The organism is Xanthomonas sp. NCPPB 1754 (assembly GCF_041475725.2).
GTDB classification, from domain to species: domain Bacteria; phylum Pseudomonadota; class Gammaproteobacteria; order Xanthomonadales; family Xanthomonadaceae; genus Xanthomonas; species Xanthomonas euvesicatoria.
The window spans coordinates 4,785,431-4,805,699 of the sequence record NZ_CM192982.1; the positions used below are offsets into that span (position 1 = coordinate 4,785,431).

Sequence of the window (20,269 nt, forward strand, 5' to 3'; positions counted from 1 at the left end):
GGCACGAGACGGGCACCTGCACCGGACAGCCGCCATCATTCAATCACTTGGCGTGAAGCAACCCGCCCGGTTGAAGTGGATAAGTTGGCCTGACCCCCATGACACCGCCAGCCATGCCGTCATCCGCCGCAGTCGCGTCGCCACCGCAGTCGCCTGCCTTCCCCGGCCTGAGCCTTGACGAGCGCGACATGCGCGACCGCCTGCGTCTGGCCGGCGTACTCACCCGTGCCGACCTCAGCCGTGGCACCGGAGTGTGCGCGCGCCACCGCGAACACGCGGCCACCTGGGCCAGGGCCGTGCGGGCATCTCGCACATGTCCCTGGCCGGGCCGCCCCGACAGCGGCGGCATCGCCAAAACGCAGAACGCCGGCACTGGGCCGGCGTTCTGCGATCACATCAACCATCAACCCGTCGATCAATGACCGGAGGCGCCACTGGCACCCAGGCCGGTTTCGGCACGGATCTGCTGCGCCTTGAAGGCAGCGCGTTCGTTGGCTGCCTGCGGGCTGCGATCCAGCACCGAGAACAACCAGATGCCGACAAAACCAATCGTCATCGAGAACAGCGCCGGCGAGGTGTACGGGAACGGCGCCGAGCCGGCCGCGTTGCCCAGCGTGTCCACCCACACCGACGGCGACAGGATCGTCAGCACCAGCGAGGAGATCAGGCCGAGGAAACCACCGGTCACTGCACCACGGGTGGTGCAGTTCTTCCACAGCAACGACAGGATCAGCACCGGGAAGTTGGCCGAGGCGGCGATGGCGAAGGCCAGCGACACCATGAAGGCCACGTTCTGCTTCTCGAACACGATGCCCAGCAGCACCGCGATCACGCCCAGCACCAGGGTGGTGGCACGCGAGACCTTGAGCTCCGAACCAGGCGCCGGGTTGCCCTTCTTGATCACCGTGGCATACAGGTCATGCGACACCGCCGAGGCGCCGGACAGGGTCAGGCCGGCCACCACCGCCAGGATGGTGGCGAAGGCCACCGCCGAGATGAAGCCCATGAACACGTTGCCGCCCACCGCGTTACCGACCAGCACCGCCGCCATGTTGGCCGCGCCCTTGCCGCCGTGGATGGTGCCGGTGGCGACATCGGCGAACTGCGGGTTGGTCAACACCAGTGCGATCGCACCGAAGCCGATGATGAAGATCAGGATGTAGAAGTACCCGATCCAGGTGGTGGCCCACAGCACCGACTTGCGTGCCTGCTTGGCATCGGGAACGGTGAAGAAGCGCATCAGGATGTGCGGCAGGCCGGCGGTACCGAACATCAGCGCCATGCCGAAGGAAATGGCCGAAATCGGGTCCTTGACGAAACCGCCCGGCCCCATGATCGACAAGCCTGCTTTTGCCGCATCCTCGGGCGAAGCGCCACCGCTGGCCGCGACCGCGGTTTTCACCCGCACGCCTTCGGCAAACAGCGCCTCGAAGCTGAAGTTGAAATGCCACATGATCGCCACGGCCATGAAGGTCACGCCGGTCAGCAGCAGCACGGCCTTGATGATCTGCACCCAGGTCGTTGCGGTCATGCCGCCGAACAACACGTAGATCATCATCAGCACGCCGACCAGGGTCACCGCCACCCAGTAGTCCAGGCCGAACAGCAACTTGATCAGCGCACCGGCACCGACCATCTGTGCGATCAGATAGAACAGCACCACCACCAAGGTGCCCGACGCCGCAAAGCTGCGGATCGCCGTCGGCGCGAAGCGGTAGCCGGCCACGTCGGCGAAGGTGTACTTGCCCAGGTTGCGCAGGCGTTCGGCCATCAGGAAGGTCAGGATGGGCCAGCCGACCAGAAAGCCGATCGCATAGATCAGGCCGTCGTAGCCGTTGGCCATCACCGCAGCGGTGATGCCCAGGAACGACGCCGCCGACATGAAGTCGCCAGCGATCGCCAGGCCGTTCTGGAAACCGGTGATGCCACCGCCAGCGGTATAGAAGTCGGCGGCCGACTTGGTCTTGGCCGCCGCCCATTTGGTGATCCACAGGGTGGCCAGCACGAAGAAGCCGAACATGGCGATCGCCACCCAGTTGGTGGGCTGCTTGTCGACCTGGCCCAGGTCGCCGCCGGCGGCCAGCGCGATGCCGGCAGGCATCAGGCCGGCCAGGATCAGGAGAAGGCGCGAAATCTTGCTCATTTGCGGGCTTCCTCCAGGATCTGCGCGGTCAGCTGGTCGTAGGTGTTGTTGGCGCGACGCACGTAGATGGCGGTGATGACGATGGTGAACACCATCACTCCGATCGCGATCGGGATGCCGATCGAGGTCACGCCGGCACCGATCGGCTTGGCGAGGAATTCCTTGTCGAAGGCAATCAGGCCGATGTAGCCGTAATAGGCCAGCAACATCAGTATGGTGAGCGTCCAGCCCAGCGTGTTGCGCTGACGCTTGAGTGCGTGGTACTTCGGATTGGCATCGATCTTGGCGATCAACGCGTCATTCGAGACGGTCATGGTCTGTCTCCTGGTAGAGCGCTGGTAAGACATAAGGCGGCGATGCCCGCTCCACCGCAGTGGAGCAGGCCGCCAGTGGCAGAACGCTAGAAGCTGTACTTGGTGGTGAACTGCAGCCGCGAAATGTCGCCGCTGTCGCCGTTTTCGGCTTCGCGACGGCCGTACATCAGCTCGGCGCCCACATCCACCTTCGGCAACGGCGAATAGAACACGTTGGCGCGAATGCTTTGCTGGGACTTGCTGGCAAGCCCACCGGTATTGGCCAGCGAATGGTCGTAATTCACGCGCGAGTACATGAGGGTGCTGCGCAGCTTGGCGTTGTAGTCGTGGCGCCAGGCCACCCAACCGGCAACCGTGGTGACGGTCTGGATATTGCCGTCGATGTCGATCTCCACATCCGAGCCGTTGCCCAGGCCCAGATAGCGTCCCAGGCCCTCGCCGTAGCTGAGCTGGTAACGCAGATCGTTCTTGGAGTTGATGATCCAGCGGCCGCCGCCGGCGATGGCACCGCCGAAGTCGGTGTCGTTGGTCAGCGCGCTGCGGGTGCGGTACTGGCGCGCAATGGCCGACAGACCGAAGGTGCCCCAGGTGCCCTTCCAGTTGTAGCGTGCAGTCAGGTCCGGCATCGCGCCATGGTCCGAGGCCAGGATGGTGTTGCCGCCCTGGTACGGGGTGGTCAGCGTCTCGGGGTTTTCGGCCGACACGCTGAAAGCGCCGCGGGTGTACCGGATCTGAGTCTGACGGCTGAACAACGCACCGTCGGTCGGCCCGACGATGTCGGCCGCTTCCGGCAGGATGGTGGGATCGATGAAGTTGGACCAGGTCTGACCGGCCAGCCAGTTGTTCCAGCTCATGTAGGCGTGCCGCAAGGTACCGCCATACAGATTGTTGACCTGGTTGGCCAGCGCGTTGCCGAAGAAATCCAGTTCGATGAAGGCGGTGAGCTTGTCGCCGTTTTCGGTGACGGTGTCCACGCCCAGATTGAAGCGCGAGAACTTGGCATGGAAGTCGGTATCGGTGCTGGACGCCTGCCCGCCGACCGGCGTCTGGGTCGGGATATACAGGTAACGCCCCACCGCACCCTCAGGCAATGCGCCGTCGCTGGTACGGGTGGTCATGAAGTCGGCCTTGATGAAACCACCGTAACGGAACGTTGTCCCCGGCAACGCGTTCGGCGTGATGCTGGTCAGCTGGATCGGCTTCTTGCCGGCCGGCACCGCCGGTGCAAGCGGCGTCTGCGCCTGCAAGGTGCGCACTTCGGTGACCTGTGTCTGCGTCTGCGCGATCTGGCCCTGCTGCTGTTGCTGCGCAGACACCAGCATCTGGACCTGGCGCTCGAGCTCGGCGATGCGCGCTTCCAGTGCCTTTTCCTTGGACGTCTGGGCGAACGCAGCGCCCGGCAAAATGGTGGCCACGAACAAGGCGGCCGCCAACGGATGGCGCACCAGCGGTGCAATACGGTGTTTCATGGAACCCTCTCCCCAATGAAGGCCTCGCGCTTGATGGCGATGCTGTGCGGAGCGTGAGGCAGTCCGCGCTTCGGAGCCTATTCGCCTTTGGTCGTAGCTGCAACGCAGCATTGCGCAAGATGACCGATGGTCGCACCGCAGCACGCCTGGCATGTGCGTTGGCGCACTCACCCCGGTTACGACCATGGTCTAAGGCGCCGTTGACCGCCGGGACAGAATGGATGCGGCACACTGATTGTCTACCGAGGGCAGCCGCAACGCCCTCTTCCGACAAGTTCATCGCAAGTGAGGGTGCCATGGCTGATCTTTATCCCGTCGATCCCGCGTTCGCCGCCGATGCGCGCGTGACGCGCGAGCAGTACGCTGCGCTGTACCGCGAATCGATCGAACACCCCGAACAGTTCTGGGGCAAGGCCGCGCAGCGGCTCGAATGGTTCAAGCAACCCACCCAGATCAAGGACGTCAGCTACGCGCTGGACGACTTCCATATCCGCTGGTTCGGCGATGGCGAGCTCAACGCCAGCGTCAACTGCCTGGACCGCCAGCTGGCCACACGCGGCGACAAGACCGCACTGCTGTTCGAACCCGACAGCCCGGATGCGGCCTCCTACCCGGTCACCTACCGCGAGTTGTACGAGCGCGTCTGCAAGCTGGGCAATGCGCTGCGCAACCTGGGCGTCAAGAAGGGCGACCGGGTCACCATCTATCTGCCGATGATCGTCGACGCCGCTGTGGCCATGCTCGCCTGCGCGCGTATCGGTGCGGTGCATTCGGTGGTGTTCGGCGGCTTTGCCGCCAACTCGATCGCCGACCGCGTGATCGATTGCCAGAGCAAGCTGATCATCACCGCCGACGAAGGCCTGCGCGGCGGCAAGAAGATTCCGCTCAAGGCAAATGTCGATGCAGCGCTGAAGATTCCCGGCACCGATACGGTGGAAACCGTGCTGGTGGTGCGCCATACCGGTGGCGCAGTGGAGATGCAGGCACCGCGCGATCGCTGGTTCCACGATGTGGTCGACGGCCAGCCGGCCGAGTGCACACCCGAGCGCATGAACGCCGAAGACCCGCTCTTCATCCTCTACACCTCCGGCTCCACCGGCAAACCCAAGGGCGTGTTGCACACCACCGCCGGCTATCTGTTGTTTGCCAGCTACACGCATGAAGTGGTGTTCGACCTGCGCGAGGACGACATCTACTGGTGCACCGCCGACGTGGGCTGGGTCACCGGCCACAGCTACATCGTCTATGGCCCGCTCGCCAATGGCGCCACCGCGGTGATGTTCGAAGGCGTGCCCAATTACCCGAACGTGTCGCGCTTCTGGGAAGTGATCGACAAGCATCAGGTCACCATTTTCTACACCGCACCCACCGCGATTCGCGCGCTGATGCGCGACGGTGCGGAACCGGTCAAAAAGACCTCGCGCAAGAGCCTGCGCCTGCTTGGCAGCGTTGGCGAGCCGATCAATCCGGAAGCCTGGCGCTGGTATTACGAGGTGGTCGGTGACAGCCGTTGCCCGATCGTGGATACGTGGTGGCAGACCGAAACCGGCGGCATCCTGATTTCGCCGCTGGCCGGCGCGGTCGATCTCAAACCGGGCTCGGCCACCTTGCCGTTCTTCGGCGTGCAGCCGGCGCTGGTCGATGCCGAAGGCAAGATTCTGGAAGGCGCCACCGAAGGCAATCTGGTGCTGCTCGATTCCTGGCCGGGCCAGATGCGTAGCGTGTACGGCGACCACCAGCGTTTCATCGACACCTACTTCCGCACCTATCCGGGCAGCTACTTCACCGGCGACGGCTGCCGTCGCGATGCCGACGGCTACTACTGGATCACCGGCCGCGTGGACGATGTGATCAATGTTTCCGGGCACCGCATCGGCACCGCCGAAGTGGAAAGCGCGCTGGTTTCGCACCCCAAGGTCGCCGAAGCGGCCGTGGTGGGCTTCCCGCATGACGTCAAGGGCCAGGGCATCTATGCCTACGTCACCCTGATCGCCGGGCAGAGCCCGAGCGAAGACCTGCACAAGGAATTGGTCAGCTGGGTGCGCAAGGAGATCGGCCCGATCGCCTCGCCCGACCACTTGCAGTGGGCGCCCGGCCTGCCCAAAACCCGCTCGGGCAAGATCATGCGCCGCATCCTGCGCAAGATCGCCGAGAACGCGCCCGACCAGCTCGGCGACACCTCCACGCTGGCAGATCCGTCGGTAGTGGATTCGCTGGTCAACGAGCGCCTGGCGCGCTGACGCGCCGAAGGGCCGGGATTCGGGATTCGGGATTGGGGATTCGCAGAAGCGGCTTTCCAATCTCTTTCCATTTTCATCTCCGGATCTGCATTGTCGAACAGTAATGCGTGCGGGCAGTTACGAATCCCAACATCCCTGCTTTTACGAATCCCCAATCCCAATCCCGGCCCCCCAATGACCACCCTGCTCATCGCCGACGACCATCCCCTGTTCCGTGAAGCCTTGCGCGGGGCGGTGCAGCGCGTGATGCCGGGGGTCGAACTGTTCGAAGCCGATAACGTGGATGCGCTGTACACGCTGGCCGACGCGCAGCCGGACGCCGATTTGCTGTTGATGGATCTCAACATGCCCGGCGCGCAGGGATTCAGCGCGTTGGTGCACATGCGCTCGCTGCATCCGCAGTTGCCGGTGGTGGTGGTCTCCGCACGCGAAGAGCCCACGGTGATGCGGCGCGCGATCGACCACGGCGCGTTCGGCTTCATTCCCAAATCCGCCGATTCGGACACCATCGGGCGGGCGCTGGCCACCGTGCTCGATGGCGAGCGCTGGATCCCGGCCGAAGCGCAAAACCTGCCGCCGACCGACAGCGAGGAACGCGAGGTTGGCCAGCGTCTGCGCGATCTCACGCCACAGCAATTTCGCGTGTTGCAGATGCTGGGCGCGGGGCGCCTCAACAAACAGATCGCCTACGACCTGGGCGTATCCGAAGCCACCATCAAGGCCCATGTCACCGCAATCCTGCGCAAGCTCGGCGTCACCAATCGCACCCAGGCAGTGCTGATGGCCGGCAAGCTCGCCATCGATGCCGACGGCATCGTGCTGCCGCCGCCGGAAGAAGACTGACGCGCGCAGGTGTAGGACTGCGTGCGTTGGGGTTGATCGGTGAGGCTTGGTCGCGTCCGGGTGCGCTCGTGCCCGTGCTCCCGCCACCTCGGCCGTCATCGGTGGTGGGCAATCGACGGACGTGCCATGCAACGCAGCGTGGCACCAACGTAGAAGCGCACCTGGGCACGATGCGTGTTCTCGGCAACGCTTCATTTGCAGAAGACAACCGATGCGCGTTGGCGCATACGATCGTGGTGAGCGTTGCAAGACGCTTCGTCGCGCCCGGCTGCCCTGCTGCTTGTCCGGTTTATTCCGGTGCGCGCACGAACAACACGTTCAAATCGCGCATCGGCACGAAGTTGGCCTGCTTGAACTGGAAGGTCAGCGGGTCGATCTTTTTCAGTTCGCCGTCGAAACACAGGCTCAGGATGTCGCTGGCCGCCTGCTTGCGGATGGTCAGCTGGAAGTCCTTGATCGGGCCGTTCCAGTTCTTGCCGGTCGTGAGCACGTAGCGCAGGTTGGTCCATCCCAACCCGTACTTGCCCTCACGACGCTGCATGCTGACCTTGGTCGCCGGTTCGATGCAGGTGTCTTTTGCATACGCCTTCAGCAAATAGCTGCTGGGCTGCGGGACGCCGGTAGACAGGCTGGGTGTATAGGTGTGGCGGATCTGCACGCTTGCCTTGGCAGGAAATTTCTGCTGCCAGACGAAGTAGGGGTTGAGCGTGAAACGCGGTTGCCCATCGCCATCGACCCAGCGCGCGGGCAGCGGCTTGCGCCCCTTCGGGGGCGTGGCCGATTCGGTGAACGCGGCAACATCATCCTGGGTCCAGCCGGTGGCGGCGAACGCGGTGGAGATGTCACTACCGTCATCCAGCAGCACTACCACCTTGCGCGTGGTGGCAACCGGTTTGCCGTCCGCCCAGAGCTTGAAATCGCTCAGCGCATTATGGTCGGCCATGCCAAAGTACATCGGCGGCATCGGGAAGGCCACTGGCACGCTCAGGTCGCGCTCGCTGGTGTTGGTGAACACATAGTCCACTTGCACGCGTTCTTCGCTGAGCAATAGCGCTTCGCGGTCCATACTGATGTCGGGCTGATGCAGCAGGCGGATGGTGCCATTGTCGTCGCCGAAACTGCTGTCATTGGCCTGTGCAGCACTGCAGGCAAGCAGTGCCAGCACACACAGCCGGACGAAAAACGCCATTGCGCGCATGAGGTGATCCTTGAAAGGCCGGCGTACCCGCGCGCCGGGCCGCACAGCATGCCACGCGCGGGCTCGACCGGATGGTGGGCAGCGCGTCGCGCGACGCGTGCGGCAATGGCGCAGGGTCTGATGTGTTTGTGGTGCTGTCGTGCTTGCTGGTGGCGTTGGCCTGGCCTACGGATCAGCCTGCACGCGAGGCGACGCGCCTGGACCGTCCACAGGCGCTCGCTCGCCTTGGTGGCGGTGTCGCTGTGGGGTCCGCTTAGCGTGTTGGGTGATTTGAACGCACCAGTGCGCTCGCATCGTCATCCGGCCTTCCCTACGCGTGCCACGCCAATGCCGCAGGCACGCTTCCATGGCGCGCTGATTGCGCAAATGCCAATCGCGACACCACGCGTCAGTGACAAGCCCAAGCGCGGGGGCGTGATCGCATCCACAACCGCAGACCGTGCGACATCGCAGTTGTCGATATCACCATTGACCATGAGCTGATGCCTGGGCAAGGCTCGAGCACCAAGGACGCTTTGGAGCTGGCATGGCGCGACGTTTCCCCTGGCTCTGGATGGGCCTGCTGGTGGCCTGTGCATTGATTGCCGTGCTGGCGTGGCAGAACCGGCAGCTACGCGTGCAGCAACACTGGCTGCAGACGCGCATCAGCACGCCGTATGACGGCATGTACGTGCCGCGTATCGAAGCGACCGATGGCGATGGCCGACGGCATCTGCTCGGTGCGCCGCATGGGCCGGCGCAGGTGCTGTTCTTTTTCACCACCACCTGCCCGTACTGCCAGCGCTCGGCACCGACCGTGCTGCGGGCAGCGCGCGAGCTGCAGGCCAACCTGCCCGGCCGGCCGCAGCTGCTGGGCGTGTGCCATTGCGATGCCGCGCAGGCTGCGCGATACGCACATGTGCACGGTTTCGATTTCCCGGTGGTCACGTTGACCGATCGTCGCGCGTTGATGCTGTTCCGCGCACGCAACGTGCCGCTGCTGATGGCCATCGATGGGGAGGGGCGCGTGCGTCATTCGCATCTTGGCGTTTTCGATACCACGGAGCGGGTGCAGGACCTCGTTGCCGCCTTGCGCCGCACGGACGCGCCAGCGGCTTTTGCAACGGTGAAGGAGTAATGCATGAAGAAGCGTTGGGTAAGCTTGCGTAGTGCGTTGATGGCAGCGACCTTTCTGGCCAGCACCGGCTTCGGTGCCTTCCAGGTGATGGCGGTCGATAACGCACAGCCGAAAGTCGAATCGTGTAGTGCATGGGCCTGCAAAGCCGAGTGTCCGGAATTCGGCGGCGACCTGGGCCAGGGCAACGTCTGCTACTGCTGCGGTTAACTGCGATCGATAGAGCGACCGCGTCGCTGCCAAATGGAGCAGGCCGGCGTACGGAATCGGCATGTACCGCGTATCCATGGCGATTCTTCGCGCCGTCCGCATCCCGCTGACGCTGTGCGCAAGGCCTCGATGGTCGCTGTTACGCCTGACGGCGAGGTCCCCCCGGGCCTCGCCATTTGACTGTCACGCTGGGTGGCGTGATGCGCGCTCAGCTCAGCGCGCGATAGCGGAAATCGCGCAATACCACCTCGCCTTGCTGCGCGGCATACACGCCAAGCTGCAGGCTGAGAAAACCGCCGAACACGTTGTGATGGAATCCGGAGACTTCCATGCGGGTGGGGTGGCGCGTCCATTGCCGGCCCTCATCGACCGAATACTCGAACCCTACGACCTGGTGATCGTTGGTCAGCCGCACGCGAATGCGCCGATGCGTGTTGGGTGCGCGTGCCCAGACCAGTTCTTCGGAATATTCGTAGGTCTTCATGCTGTCGGCAGTGAAGCCGATGCCGACGAAGGCCTTGTGGTTATAGAACAACACAATGCCGCCTTCGGCATTGCCGACCAGTTCCAGCGTCACCTCTGCCATGTAGGCGCGATCGGGCACGCCGCAGGTCAGTGGCGTGCTGTCGATCGGCGAGCTGCCCGCACAGGCCAGCGTCAGCGCCTTGTTCGCGCGCCGCACCCGCGCCTGTTCGCCGGGCTTGGGCGCATGCAGGCTCCATTGGGTGCCGAACCTGTCGCTGGAAAAATCGTCGGACAACGCCAACCCCGTCGCCGGCACCATGCCGGCGGCAGGCACGCGTGCCGGTGTGCGTAATGGTTTGGACAGATCGCCGCCAGTGGCGCGAAACCAGCCGTCGGCCGTCCACTCGATCGGCTCCAGCAAGGTCTGCCGCCCCAGCGTGCGAAAGCCGTTTTCGTAGCCGTGATAGACCATCCACCAGTCGCCGCGCGGCCCTTCCACCAGCGTGGCATGCCCACGCGACCACCACGGCTCCTGGTCCGATTGGGTGCGCACCAGCGGGTTGCGCGGGCAGTGTTCCCACGGCCCATGCACCGAGCGCGAACGCGCGGCGATGACCATGTGCCCGGTCACCGGCCCGGCAGTGCCGCCGACGGCGGTGACCAGGTACAGCCACCCATCGTGCCAGGTCAGCTTGGGGCCCTCGGGCGCGAAATTCTCCACCACCCAGTGGTCGGGATAGCGCCACGGCGCGTAGGCCGGTTCCAGCTGTCCGTCGGTGGCCAGGCCGTCATCGCGCAGGCGTACCTTGCGGATGCCGTTGACGAACAGATAGCGCTTGCCGTCTTCGCCGACCACGTGACCGGGATCGATGCAGCCGGCGATCTTCAGGTCGATCGGTGCGCTCCACCGCCCGCGGATGTCGTCGGCCCAGATCACGAAGATCGACCAGCCGGTGTCGTCCGGATTGGCCGGGATGTAGATGTAGTAGCGACCGTTGTGCTTGCACAGGTCCAGCGCCCAGATCGTGCCCAGCCCCTGATGCAACGCCGGGCCGATCGGGGTCCAGTTGACCAGATCGGTGGAATGCCACAGCACGATGCCCGGGTAGGAAAAGAACGACGAAAACGTCATGTAGTAGTCGTCGCCATCCTTGAGGATGGTGGGGTCGGGGTGATCGCCGGCCACGATGGGGTTGAGATAGGTGCCGTTGCCCAGATCCGCCTTGCGCTGCCCCTCCACACCGCGCGCCCACGGCGGGGTGCCTGCGCACTGTGGCGTCGACGCCTGGGCCGCGGCCGCCAGCGGTGCGACCAGTGCGCCGGCAGCCAGTCCCTTGAACAAGTCCCGCCGTGTCGTGTCTGCCATGCGTCAGCTTCGTCGAAGAAGGCAGGTATCTAGCCGCACCGGCTTTCATGCCGCAACCGCAGGCCGGGCGTTATAGGAACTGGTCATGCCAGTTGCGAAATCCGACATAGCGCCGCCGGCCTCACGACGGTGTGCAGACCCGGGCACCGCAATGCTGCACTGCAGCGTGATCTGTTCATTGATGATTGCCATATTCATATGCGAACAGTCCGGCACCTGCCGGATGGTGGACGTTGCAATGCTCAGCTTCTGCTCGACGGATTCTTCAAGCCCCCGCACCTGCGCCCTGCTCGCGGAGCGGCGCGCATGAGCGGCGTGGCGCGGCAGCGTCTGGGCGGCACGGACGTGCAGCTTTCTGCACTGGGCTTCGGTGCCGCCCCGATCGGCAACCTGTACACGGAAGTGGACGAAGCAGACGCACTGGCAGCGGTCGCAGGCGCGTTCGAGGCCGGCATTCGCCATTTCGATACCGCGCCCTACTACGGCTACGGGCTGAGCGAAGCGCGTCTGGGTCGTGGCCTGGCCGGTGTGCCGCGCGCGGACTACACGCTGTCGACCAAGGTTGGCCGTTGCGTCTACGACGACGCCCACGCCGTTGCCGGGCGCGACGGTTTTGCGGTGGCCGGGCGGCGTGCCGAGTTCGACTACAGCGCCGACGGCGTACGCCGGGCGTTCGACTCCAGCCTGCAGCGCCTGGGCACCGACTACATCGACGTGCTGCTGCTGCACGACATCGGCGCGCTGACCCACGGCGACAACCACGCCAACGTGCTGCGCCAGGCCTTGGAGGAGGCCTTGCCGGCGATGGCGGAGCTCAAGGCGGCCGGTGCCTGCGGGGCGATCGGGCTGGGCGTCAACGAGCAGGACGTAGCACTGGAGGTGTTGCCGCGTTTTCCGCTCGATTGCGTGATGCTGGCCGGCCGCTACACCCTGCTGGAACAGCACGGCGCGCGCGCGTTGCTGCAGCAGGCGCAGCAACGCGATGTGGCGATCCTGTCGGCCGGCCCGTACAGCTCCGGCCTGCTCAGCGACGCACGCGGCCCCGGCGCCACCTACAACTACGCCCCGGTCGATACCGCCACGCTGCAGCATGCGCAGCGGCTGTACGCGGCCTGTGCGGCGTTCGGGGTGGATATCGGCGCGGCCGCCTTGCAGTTCCCGCTGGCGCACCCGGCGGTGACCACGGTGGTGGCCGGCATGCGCACCGTGGCCGAAGTGCGATCGGCTGCCACGCGGCTTGCGGCTCCGGTGCCATCGGCACTGTGGCAACGCCTGCGCGATGAGGGCCTGCTCGCAGCGGAGTTGCCCACGCCATGAGCCGGGTCGACGCGCACTTGCATTTCTGGCACCTGGCCCGTGGCGATTACCACTGGCTGACGCCCGAGCTGGCACCGCTGTACCGCGACTTCGGCCCGGATGACGTCAACGCTGCGCTGGACGCGGCCAATGTCGGTCACGTGGTGGTGGTGCAGGCGGCCGCCACCGAAGCCGAGACCTGTTACCTGTTCGAGCTGGCCCGCGACGATGCGCGCATTGCCGGCGTGGTGGGTTGGGTGGACTTCGCTGCGCCCGATGCCGCTGCACGCATCGGCGCACTGGTGCATGCCGGCGGCGGCGTACTCAAGGGCCTGCGCCCGATGGTGCAGGACATCACCGACGTGCACTGGCTGGCCAGTCCCGCCCTGGATGCCGCCTTCGATGCACTGCTGGCGCACGATCTGGCCTTCGATGCGCTGATTCGTGCCGTGCATGTGCCGGCACTGCAGGCGCGCTTGAAGCGCCATCCGGGCTTGCGCGTGGTGGTCGATCACGGCGGCAAGCCGCAGATTGCGGCCGGCGAGTTCGTTGCCTGGGCCGCCGGCATGGCGGCCCTGGCGCAGCATCCCACTGTGCATTGCAAACTCTCCGGCCTGCTGACCGAAGCCGCGCGCGGCGCGGGCGTGGACGCGCTGGAGCCGTATGTGGCGCACCTGTTCGCCCGCTTCGGCGCGCAGCGGCTGCTATGGGGCAGCGACTGGCCGGTGCTGACCCTGCGCGCCGACTACGCGCACTGGTTCGCGCTCGCCCAGCAACTCGTCACCCGGCATGCCACCGAGCACGCGGCAGCCATCTTCGGCGACAACGCACGCACGTTCTATCGTCTGCCACGGCCGGCGGCCCCCACCCACGGAACCTCATCGGTATGACTGTCTCGATCTCCACCACACCCAACACCCGCCTGCAGGGCAAGCGCTGCCTGATCACCGCCGCCGGCGCCGGCATCGGGCGCGAAAGCGCGCTGGCCTGTGCACGCGCCGGTGCACAGGTGATTGCCACCGACATCGACGCCGCGGCCTTGCAGGCGCTGGCCGCCGAATCCGATGCCATCACCACCCAGCTGCTCGACGTCACCGACGCCGCCGCGATCAACGCATTGATCGCCGCACACGGCCCGTTCGACGTGCTGTTCAACTGCGCCGGCTTCGTACATCAGGGCAGCATTCTCGACTGCGACGAGCCGGCATGGCGCCGCTCGTTCTCGATCAATGTCGATGCGATGTACTACACCTGCAAGGCGGTGTTGCCGGGCATGCTCGAACGCGGCCGCGGCAGCATCATCAACATGTCCTCGGTGGCTTCCAGCATCAAGGGCGTGCCGAACCGCTTCGTGTACGGCGTGACCAAGGCCGCAGTGATCGGCCTGAGCAAGGCGATCGCGGCCGACTACGTGGCGCAGGGCGTGCGTTGCAACGCGATCTGCCCGGGCACCATCAAGACGCCGTCGCTGGGCGAACGCGTCAAGGCCCTGGGCGGCGACGAACAGGCGGTGTGGAAGAGCTTCACCGACCGCCAACCGATGGGCCGCCTGGGCGACCCACGCGAGATTGCGCAGCTGGTGGTGTACCTGGCTTCGGACGAATCGTCGTTCACCACCGGCCAGACCCACATCATCGATGGCGGCTGGTCCAACTGAGCACGGCAACGACGCATGCGGCCGCCCACCACACACGCAGGCGCAGCGATCGCGTGACGCGATCTGTCGCATGTGTCTGCGTCAGGATGCGCACACCGTCCTTACCCACCCGATGCATGCGCGCTAGGTTTGCTAGCCGCTCCCCTTCTCATCTGCAAAGGAAGACCGCATGAAACTCGTACGCATTGGCGCCGAAAGCCACGAACGCCCTGGCCTGATCGACAGCGAAGGCCGCATCCGCGACCTCAGCGGTTTGATCGACGACGTGGCCGGCGAGCACATCACCAACGCCGGCCTGGAAAAACTGCGCGCACTGGATGTGGCCACGCTGCCGTTGATCGAAGGTGAGGTGCGTTACGGCGCAGCGGTGGGCCGCATCGGCAAGTTCATCTGCGTCGGCTTGAACTATGCCGACCACGCCGCCGAATCGGGCATGGAAGTGCCCAAGATGCCGATTCTTTTCATGAAAGCCACCACGGCGGTGTGCGGCCCCAATGACACGGTGATCATCCCGCGTGGCTCGGTGAAGAGCGACTGGGAAGTAGAGCTGGGCGTGGTGATCGGCGACGTGGCGCGCGATGTATCGGTGGAGCAAGCGCTGAATCATGTGGCTGGCTACGCAGTGATCAACGACCTGTCCGAGCGCGAGTTCCAGCTCGAACATGGCGGCCAGTGGGTCAAGGGCAAGAGCGCGGACACCTTCGGCCCGATCGGCCCGTGGCTGGTCACCCGCGACGAAATCGCCGACCCGCAGAACCTGTCGATGTGGCTGGAGGTCAACGGCCACCGCTACCAGAACGGCAGCACGCGCACGATGGTGTTCGGCGTGGCCGAACTGGTCAGCCACATCAGCCGCTACATGACGCTGATGCCGGGCGATGTGATCAGCACCGGCACGCCGCCGGGCGTGGGCCTGGGCCAGAAGCCGCCGGTCTACCTCAAGCCCGGCGATGTGATGGAGCTGGAGATCGAAGGCCTGGGTCGTCAGCGTCAACCGGTGGTGGCGCATCCGCGCGATGCGGCTTGAGGTTCTCTAGAAGGATTGAGGTAGCACTGCACTACATTGCGTACCACCCCTAAGAATTTTTCTTGCGCGAAAGCCGAAGGACTCACGCAACTCGAATCGCACGACAACGCAAAGCCCCTCTCCCATCGGGGCGCCAAGGCACAGCTTGCGCGCCATTGGCGCGCGTGCCTTGAAGCGCCCGCGTTGCTGGCGCGGGCCGGGGCGCGGAGCGGGGGTTGGGGTGAGGGTACGTAGCCACGGAGTCGCGCAATTCGATGTCATGCCGTCTGTTGTTTGGTCTGACATGTAGACGCTCATGCTGACGCATCACAAGCACGTTGCTCTTGCGGAGTTTGCCGCCGCGTTGCATTTCAAAACGGTGTAGCGCTTCGATGGCAATACACAGCTGGTTGTGCGATCGATTCATTGGGCTGCGTTGCAAAGGCATGAGTCACTGCAGCGCCTCAACATCCCTGGCGCTAAGCGTTCGTACCCTCACCCCAACCCCTCTCCCGGTGAGAGGGGCTTAAACGCACTTCTCCGCTCACGTATTTCTTCGTCACTTAGTTCTTCCAGCCACTTTTTCCCATCCGTTCCATTTCCCGCCATCCATCGCCAGGACTTTCATGAGCACCATCATCGCCCTCGAAACCCATGACGTCCGCTTCCCCACCTCGCGCGAGCTCGATGGGTCGGACGCGATGAACCCGGATCCGGATTACTCGGCCGCCTATGTGGTGCTGCGCACCGATGCAGCCGATGACCTGGCCGGTTACGGCCTGGTGTTCACCATCGGCCGCGGCAACGACGTGCAGACCGCCGCGGTGGCGGCCCTGGCCGAGCATGTGGTTGGCCTGTCGGTCGACGAGGTCATCGCCGATCTGGGCGCATTCGCGCGCCGGCTCACCAACGACTCGCAGCTGCGCTGGCTGGGCCCGGAAAAGGGCGTGATGCACATGGCCATCGGCGCGGTGATCAACGCCGCCTGGGACCTGGCCGCACGCGCGGCAAAAAAGCCGCTGTGGCGCTTCATCGCCGAACTCACACCCGAGCAGTTGGTCGACACCATCGACTTCCGCTACCTCACCGACGCGCTCACCCGCGACGAAGCGCTGGCCATCCTGCGCGCTGCGCAGCCGCAGCGCGCGCAGCGCATCGCGCAGCTGATCGAGCAAGGCTACCCCGCCTACACCACCTCGCCCGGCTGGCTCGGCTACTCGGACGAGAAGCTGGTGCGGCTGGCCAAGGAAGCGGTGGCCGACGGCTTCCGCACCATCAAGCTCAAGGTTGGCGCCAACGTGCGCGACGACATCCGTCGCTGCCGCCTGGCGCGCGAAGCGATCGGCCCGGATATCGCCATGGCGGTCGATGCCAATCAGCGCTGGGACGTGGGCCCTGCCATCGACTGGATGCGCCAGCTGGCCGAATTCGACATCGCCTGGATCGAAGAACCCACCAGCCCGGACGACGTGCTCGGCCATGCCGCCATCCGCCAGGGCATCGCTCCGGTGCCGGTGTCTACCGGCGAACACACGCAGAACCGCGTGGTGTTCAAGCAGTTGCTGCAGGCCGGTGCGGTGGACCTGATCCAGATCGATGCCGCGCGCGTGGGCGGGGTCAACGAGAATCTCGCCATCCTGCTGCTGGCCGCCAAGTTCAACGTGCGCGTGTTCCCGCATGCCGGCGGTGTCGGTCTGTGCGAGTTGGTGCAGCATCTGGCCATGGCCGATTTCGTGGCCATCACCGGCAAGATGGAAGACCGCGCCATCGAATTCGTCGACCACCTGCACCAACACTTCCTGGACCCGGTGCGCATTCGCCACGGCCGCTATCTCGCCCCGGAAGCGGCTGGTTTCTCCGCACAAATGCACGCCGCCTCGATCGCGGAGTTCAGCTATCCGGGTGGACGGTTCTGGGTGGAGGATCTGGCGGCCAGCGCGAAGACCTGAGCCCGCGTTCCCTCATCCGCCCTTCGGGCACCTTCTCCCGCGCGCGGGAGAAGGAAGCGGTCCGGGACCGCTCGGCAATTCGGATTGACACATCTCGGCCTGAGCTTTCGGCCATGCAGAACAGCCAACAGCTGGCTAAACCTGCCACGCCTGGATCAACGCGGAGCATGCCCTTCTCCCGCCTGCGGGAGAAGGTGCCCACAGGGCGGATGAGGGCGCTCCTAGCGCTGCGCGTGGATCGCCTCGCCCAGCGCAAAGATCCGCCCGGCCTGCCGCCATTTCTCGCCTGGGGCACTGCTGGGCAGCGGTTTCTGAAACCGCCACATCAACTGCTCCCACGCCTGGATGCGCGGGTCGGCGGCATCGCGCGCGGCTTTGGCGGCCGGGTCGTAGTCCTCGCTGACCTCCATCAGCATCACCAGCCGGTCGCCGCTGCGAAAGATCTCCAATTCCAGGATGCCGGCCTGCTGCAGCGAGGCCACTACCTCCGGCCACACCTCGGTGGGCTGATGCCAGCGCTCGTACTCGGCGATCAGCGCTGCATCGTCGTGTAGATCCAGCACATAACAAAGGCGCGGCATGCTCAGGCTCCTGCAACGACGGGCGCCGCGCGACGTGCGCGCAACGCGAACGACAAAATCACCGCAAAGCACGCACCCGGCACCACCATCGCCCAGTGGATGCCGGCCATATCCGATACCGCGCCCATCACCGCCGTAAGCAAGGCACCGCCGATGATGGACATCACCAGCATGGACGAGCCCAGCTTGCGGGCATCGTCGTGCATGCCGTCCAGGCCCAGCGCAAAAATGGTCGGGAACATCACCGACATGAACACGCTAGCCGCCACCAGCGCGTACAGCCCGGTCCAGCCGGGTAGCGCGATGGCCACCGCGCACAAGACCAGATTGATCACGGCAAAACTTGCCAACAGCTTCGCAGGCGCCAGGTAACGCAACAGCGCAGTGCCGATGAAGCGGCCGGCCATGAACAGCACCAGCGAGATGGTCAGATAGGTCGCAGCGGTTTTTTCCGGCGTGCCAGGCACTGCGTCCTGCAGATAGCGGATCAGATAACTCCAGATGCCGACCTGCGCGCCCACGTAAAAGAACTGCGCCACCACCGCAAACACGAACAAGCGGTTACGCAGCAGTTCGCTGAAGCGTGCGCGCCTGGGCGCAACGCCGGTGTCTGCCTCCGGCGCGCCGCTGGGAAAACGCACCAGCGCGATCAGGATCGCCCACAGCACCACCACCGCACCGATGATCAGGTAGGGCATCTGCACGGCCGCCGATTCGGTGGCGAAGAACGCCTCGCGCGCGGCCGGCGCCATCGCTGCCAGTTCGGCCGGGGTGTGCTCCACGCCGGAGAAGATGAAGTGCTGGCCGACCAGCACGCCGGTAATCGAGCCCAGCGGATTGAACGCCTGCGCAAGATTCAGGCGTCGCGCCGCGCCATCGGCCGGACCAAGGACGGTCACCAGCGGGTTGGCCGTGGTTTCCAGGAACGCCAGGCCGCTGGCGATCACGAACAGCGCCAGCAGGAACAGCCAGTAGGTGTGCACCTGCGCGGCCGGATAGAACAGGAACGCACCGCAGGCGTACAGCAGCAGGCCCAGCACCACCGCGGCCTTGTAGCTGTAGCGGCGCATGAACATCGCCGCCGGCATCGCGAACACGAAATAGCCCATGTAGAACGCGCTCTGCACCAGCCCGGCCTGCAGGTCGGTCAGCTCGAACGCCTTCTTGAACTGCTTGATCAGGATGTCGTTGAGGTTGTTGGCCATGCCCCATAGAAAGAACAGGCTGACGATCAACAACAGGGGAACCATGGCGGTACGCGCCAGGTTGCCGCGCGGCGACGCGGCAATGTCACTGTGATGCATGCGACCGTTCCCCTCCCAAGGCTGGTGGCGCTTGCGTTGCAATCGGGCGAGCGTACTGCGCAGGCCAGCGCCATGCAAATATAAAATCTTTGTTTATATTTGCACGAAGAGACATCCACCGCCGCCGTGCCTGCGATGCCTGTACCCTGGCGCGCCGCACCTTGCCTGGACCCGCAAACGGATGAGCACCGAACCCGCCAAGTACCGCGCACCCGCCCTGGACAAGGGGCTGGACATCCTGGAATTGCTCGCCCGCCAGGCGCAGCCGATGAGCATGGGCGCGATCTCGCAGGGTATCGGGCGCTCGCGCGGGGAGATCTTTCGCATGCTGCAGGTGCTGGAAGAGCGCGGCTACCTCACGCGCGATGGCGAAGGCGATTACGTGCTGACCAACCGGCTGTTCATGCTCGGCATGCAGCAGCCGCACGTGCAGAGCATCAGCGAGGCCGCGTTGCCGGTGATGCGGCGGCTGTCCGATGCGATCTCCCAGCCCTGCCACCTGGTGGCGCCGTCCGGCGACCAGATCGTGGTGATCGCGCAAATGGACGTGCCCAGCGACCTGGGCCTGGTGGTGCGCCCGGGGCATCGTCGCCCGTTGACGCATTCCAGCTCCGGGCTGGTGCTGTTCGCCTTCCAGCAGCCGGAGGTGCAGGCGCGCTGGCTGGACATGCTCGAAGCCAGCGACGTGCCATTCGAGCGCGCGCAGTTCCTGGCCGCCGCCGCGCAGGCGCGCCGCGATGGCTATGCCATGCAGCCCAGCGAGGCAGTGGTGGGCGTGGTCGATCTGACTGCACCGATCCTGCAACGCGGCAGCGCCAGCTACACGCTCACGGTGCCCTTCATCGAACGGCGCCCTGCGCTGGTGAGCCCGCAAGCGGCGTTGCAGGCCCTGTGTGCGGCAACCGCCGAGATTTCCAGCGCGCTGCACTAGCCACTTGCACGCCCGGCGCACGCGCGCCGTCGCCTGCCATACGCGTTTCCAGGCGCCCGGCTCCTGCGCGATGCCGCATCGCCCGTGCTGCCACTGCGCCGCACGTCGATGCCTGCGATGTAAGAAATACACAGTTGTTGGGCAGCTCGAAGAAGCGGGCAGGCCGCACGCATGGCGCCCGGA

General features: G+C 65.2%; 18 protein-coding genes and 1 pseudogene. 12 read left to right on the forward strand and 7 right to left on the reverse strand.

Annotated elements, in window-relative coordinates:
* Positions 1-113: 113 nt before the first annotated feature.
* On the forward strand, positions 114-422 hold the full coding sequence (locus ACCQ15_RS20605; RefSeq protein ID WP_372381599.1) for a hypothetical protein: 309 nt from the start codon (positions 114-116) through the stop codon (positions 420-422).
* Here the strand turns inward: ACCQ15_RS20605 and ACCQ15_RS20610 are convergent.
* From ACCQ15_RS20610 to ACCQ15_RS20620, 3 genes are all read right to left on the reverse strand, one after another.
* Positions 416-2,143, reverse strand: a complete 1,728-nt coding sequence (locus ACCQ15_RS20610) for a cation acetate symporter (protein ID WP_029820732.1) — start codon at positions 2,141-2,143, stop codon at positions 416-418. The two genes, ACCQ15_RS20605 and ACCQ15_RS20610, sit on opposite strands and share 7 nt — an antisense overlap.
* Positions 2,140-2,457, reverse strand: a complete 318-nt coding sequence (locus ACCQ15_RS20615) for a DUF485 domain-containing protein (RefSeq protein WP_008575982.1) — start codon at positions 2,455-2,457, stop codon at positions 2,140-2,142. Before ACCQ15_RS20615 ends, ACCQ15_RS20610 begins: the two co-directional genes overlap by 4 nt.
* Before the next feature lie 86 nt (positions 2,458-2,543).
* Positions 2,544-3,926, reverse strand: a complete 1,383-nt coding sequence (locus ACCQ15_RS20620) for a DcaP family trimeric outer membrane transporter (protein ID WP_218559086.1) — start codon at positions 3,924-3,926, stop codon at positions 2,544-2,546.
* Between the two features lie 296 nt (positions 3,927-4,222).
* On the opposite strand from ACCQ15_RS20620, the gene acs reads away from it, so the two are divergent.
* Complete coding sequence (acs, locus tag ACCQ15_RS20625; RefSeq protein WP_372381014.1) at positions 4,223-6,166, forward strand: acetate--CoA ligase; 1,944 nt, start codon at positions 4,223-4,225, stop codon at positions 6,164-6,166.
* 174 nt (positions 6,167-6,340) lie between these two features.
* Positions 6,341-7,009: a response regulator transcription factor gene (locus tag ACCQ15_RS20630; protein WP_008575987.1), complete on the forward strand. Its 669-nt coding sequence runs from the start codon at positions 6,341-6,343 to the stop codon at positions 7,007-7,009.
* A 289-nt stretch (positions 7,010-7,298) separates the two neighbouring features.
* On the opposite strand, the gene ACCQ15_RS20635 is transcribed toward ACCQ15_RS20630, so the two are convergent.
* Entirely contained in the window at positions 7,299-8,207 is a 909-nt protein-coding gene (locus ACCQ15_RS20635; protein ID WP_372381015.1) for a DUF4424 domain-containing protein, read from the reverse strand.
* Positions 8,208-8,760: 553 nt separating this feature from the next.
* Between ACCQ15_RS20635 and ACCQ15_RS20640 the strand changes: the two genes are divergently transcribed.
* On the forward strand, positions 8,761-9,324 hold the full coding sequence (locus ACCQ15_RS20640) for a peroxiredoxin family protein (protein WP_014091440.1): 564 nt from the start codon (positions 8,761-8,763) through the stop codon (positions 9,322-9,324).
* A gap of 3 nt (positions 9,325-9,327) precedes the next feature.
* A complete protein-coding gene (locus ACCQ15_RS20645) occupies positions 9,328-9,531 on the forward strand; it encodes a hypothetical protein (RefSeq protein ID WP_005922076.1) in 204 nt (67 codons plus the stop codon).
* 208 nt (positions 9,532-9,739) lie between these two features.
* On the opposite strand, the gene ACCQ15_RS20650 is transcribed toward ACCQ15_RS20645, so the two are convergent.
* A complete protein-coding gene (locus tag ACCQ15_RS20650; RefSeq protein ID WP_071117428.1) occupies positions 9,740-11,362 on the reverse strand; it encodes a family 43 glycosylhydrolase in 1,623 nt (540 codons plus the stop codon).
* A 72-nt stretch (positions 11,363-11,434) separates the two neighbouring features.
* Between ACCQ15_RS20650 and ACCQ15_RS20655 the strand changes: the two are divergent.
* The 6 genes and pseudogenes from ACCQ15_RS20655 (at position 11,435) to ACCQ15_RS20680 (ending at position 17,270) form a co-directional block, all read left to right on the forward strand.
* Positions 11,435-11,672 (forward strand): annotated as a pseudogene (locus ACCQ15_RS20655) (hypothetical protein).
* On the forward strand, positions 11,669-12,679 hold the full coding sequence (locus ACCQ15_RS20660) for an aldo/keto reductase (protein WP_011349045.1): 1,011 nt from the start codon (positions 11,669-11,671) through the stop codon (positions 12,677-12,679). Before ACCQ15_RS20655 ends, ACCQ15_RS20660 begins: the two are co-directional and overlap by 4 nt.
* Complete coding sequence (locus ACCQ15_RS20665; protein WP_057680791.1) at positions 12,676-13,548, forward strand: amidohydrolase family protein; 873 nt, start codon at positions 12,676-12,678, stop codon at positions 13,546-13,548. Before ACCQ15_RS20660 ends, ACCQ15_RS20665 begins: the two co-directional genes overlap by 4 nt.
* Positions 13,545-14,315: an SDR family oxidoreductase gene (locus ACCQ15_RS20670; protein ID WP_008576004.1), complete on the forward strand. Its 771-nt coding sequence runs from the start codon at positions 13,545-13,547 to the stop codon at positions 14,313-14,315. The genes ACCQ15_RS20665 and ACCQ15_RS20670 overlap by 4 nt, the downstream gene beginning before the upstream one ends.
* Positions 14,316-14,484: 169 nt before the next feature.
* Positions 14,485-15,342, forward strand: coding sequence for a fumarylacetoacetate hydrolase family protein (locus ACCQ15_RS20675; RefSeq protein ID WP_011349046.1), 858 nt, complete (start codon positions 14,485-14,487; stop codon positions 15,340-15,342).
* A 605-nt stretch (positions 15,343-15,947) separates the two neighbouring features.
* Positions 15,948-17,270, forward strand: coding sequence for an L-fuconate dehydratase (locus tag ACCQ15_RS20680; protein WP_372381016.1), 1,323 nt, complete (start codon positions 15,948-15,950; stop codon positions 17,268-17,270).
* A gap of 221 nt (positions 17,271-17,491) precedes the next feature.
* Here the strand turns inward: ACCQ15_RS20680 and ACCQ15_RS20685 are convergent, their stop codons facing one another.
* Positions 17,492-17,851: an L-fucose mutarotase gene (locus ACCQ15_RS20685; protein ID WP_218196901.1), complete on the reverse strand. Its 360-nt coding sequence runs from the start codon at positions 17,849-17,851 to the stop codon at positions 17,492-17,494.
* Positions 17,852-17,853: 2 nt separating this feature from the next.
* A complete protein-coding gene (gene fucP / locus ACCQ15_RS20690; protein ID WP_011349050.1) occupies positions 17,854-19,155 on the reverse strand; it encodes an L-fucose:H+ symporter permease in 1,302 nt (433 codons plus the stop codon).
* 181 nt (positions 19,156-19,336) lie between these two features.
* Here fucP and ACCQ15_RS20695 point away from each other — a divergent pair, with 181 nt between their 5' ends.
* Positions 19,337-20,086, forward strand: a complete 750-nt coding sequence (locus ACCQ15_RS20695) for an IclR family transcriptional regulator (RefSeq protein ID WP_008571729.1) — start codon at positions 19,337-19,339, stop codon at positions 20,084-20,086.
* Positions 20,087-20,269: the final 183 nt, after the last annotated feature.

Coding starts and splice junctions, on each gene's coding strand:
- ACCQ15_RS20605 (WP_372381599.1), top strand. CDS start 114: ATGCCGTCATCCGCCGCAGTCGCGTCGCCACCGCAGTCGCCTGCCTTC.
- ACCQ15_RS20610 (WP_029820732.1), bottom strand. CDS start 2,143: ATGAGCAAGATTTCGCGCCTTCTCCTGATCCTGGCCGGCCTGATGCCT.
- ACCQ15_RS20615 (WP_008575982.1), bottom strand. CDS start 2,457: ATGACCGTCTCGAATGACGCGTTGATCGCCAAGATCGATGCCAATCCG.
- ACCQ15_RS20620 (WP_218559086.1), bottom strand. CDS start 3,926: ATGAAACACCGTATTGCACCGCTGGTGCGCCATCCGTTGGCGGCCGCC.
- acs (WP_372381014.1), top strand. CDS start 4,223: ATGGCTGATCTTTATCCCGTCGATCCCGCGTTCGCCGCCGATGCGCGC.
- ACCQ15_RS20630 (WP_008575987.1), top strand. CDS start 6,341: ATGACCACCCTGCTCATCGCCGACGACCATCCCCTGTTCCGTGAAGCC.
- ACCQ15_RS20635 (WP_372381015.1), bottom strand. CDS start 8,207: ATGCGCGCAATGGCGTTTTTCGTCCGGCTGTGTGTGCTGGCACTGCTT.
- ACCQ15_RS20640 (WP_014091440.1), top strand. CDS start 8,761: ATGGGCCTGCTGGTGGCCTGTGCATTGATTGCCGTGCTGGCGTGGCAG.
- ACCQ15_RS20645 (WP_005922076.1), top strand. CDS start 9,328: ATGAAGAAGCGTTGGGTAAGCTTGCGTAGTGCGTTGATGGCAGCGACC.
- ACCQ15_RS20650 (WP_071117428.1), bottom strand. CDS start 11,362: ATGGCAGACACGACACGGCGGGACTTGTTCAAGGGACTGGCTGCCGGC.
- ACCQ15_RS20660 (WP_011349045.1), top strand. CDS start 11,669: ATGAGCGGCGTGGCGCGGCAGCGTCTGGGCGGCACGGACGTGCAGCTT.
- ACCQ15_RS20665 (WP_057680791.1), top strand. CDS start 12,676: ATGAGCCGGGTCGACGCGCACTTGCATTTCTGGCACCTGGCCCGTGGC.
- ACCQ15_RS20670 (WP_008576004.1), top strand. CDS start 13,545: ATGACTGTCTCGATCTCCACCACACCCAACACCCGCCTGCAGGGCAAG.
- ACCQ15_RS20675 (WP_011349046.1), top strand. CDS start 14,485: ATGAAACTCGTACGCATTGGCGCCGAAAGCCACGAACGCCCTGGCCTG.
- ACCQ15_RS20680 (WP_372381016.1), top strand. CDS start 15,948: ATGAGCACCATCATCGCCCTCGAAACCCATGACGTCCGCTTCCCCACC.
- ACCQ15_RS20685 (WP_218196901.1), bottom strand. CDS start 17,851: ATGCCGCGCCTTTGTTATGTGCTGGATCTACACGACGATGCAGCGCTG.
- fucP (WP_011349050.1), bottom strand. CDS start 19,155: ATGCATCACAGTGACATTGCCGCGTCGCCGCGCGGCAACCTGGCGCGT.
- ACCQ15_RS20695 (WP_008571729.1), top strand. CDS start 19,337: ATGAGCACCGAACCCGCCAAGTACCGCGCACCCGCCCTGGACAAGGGG.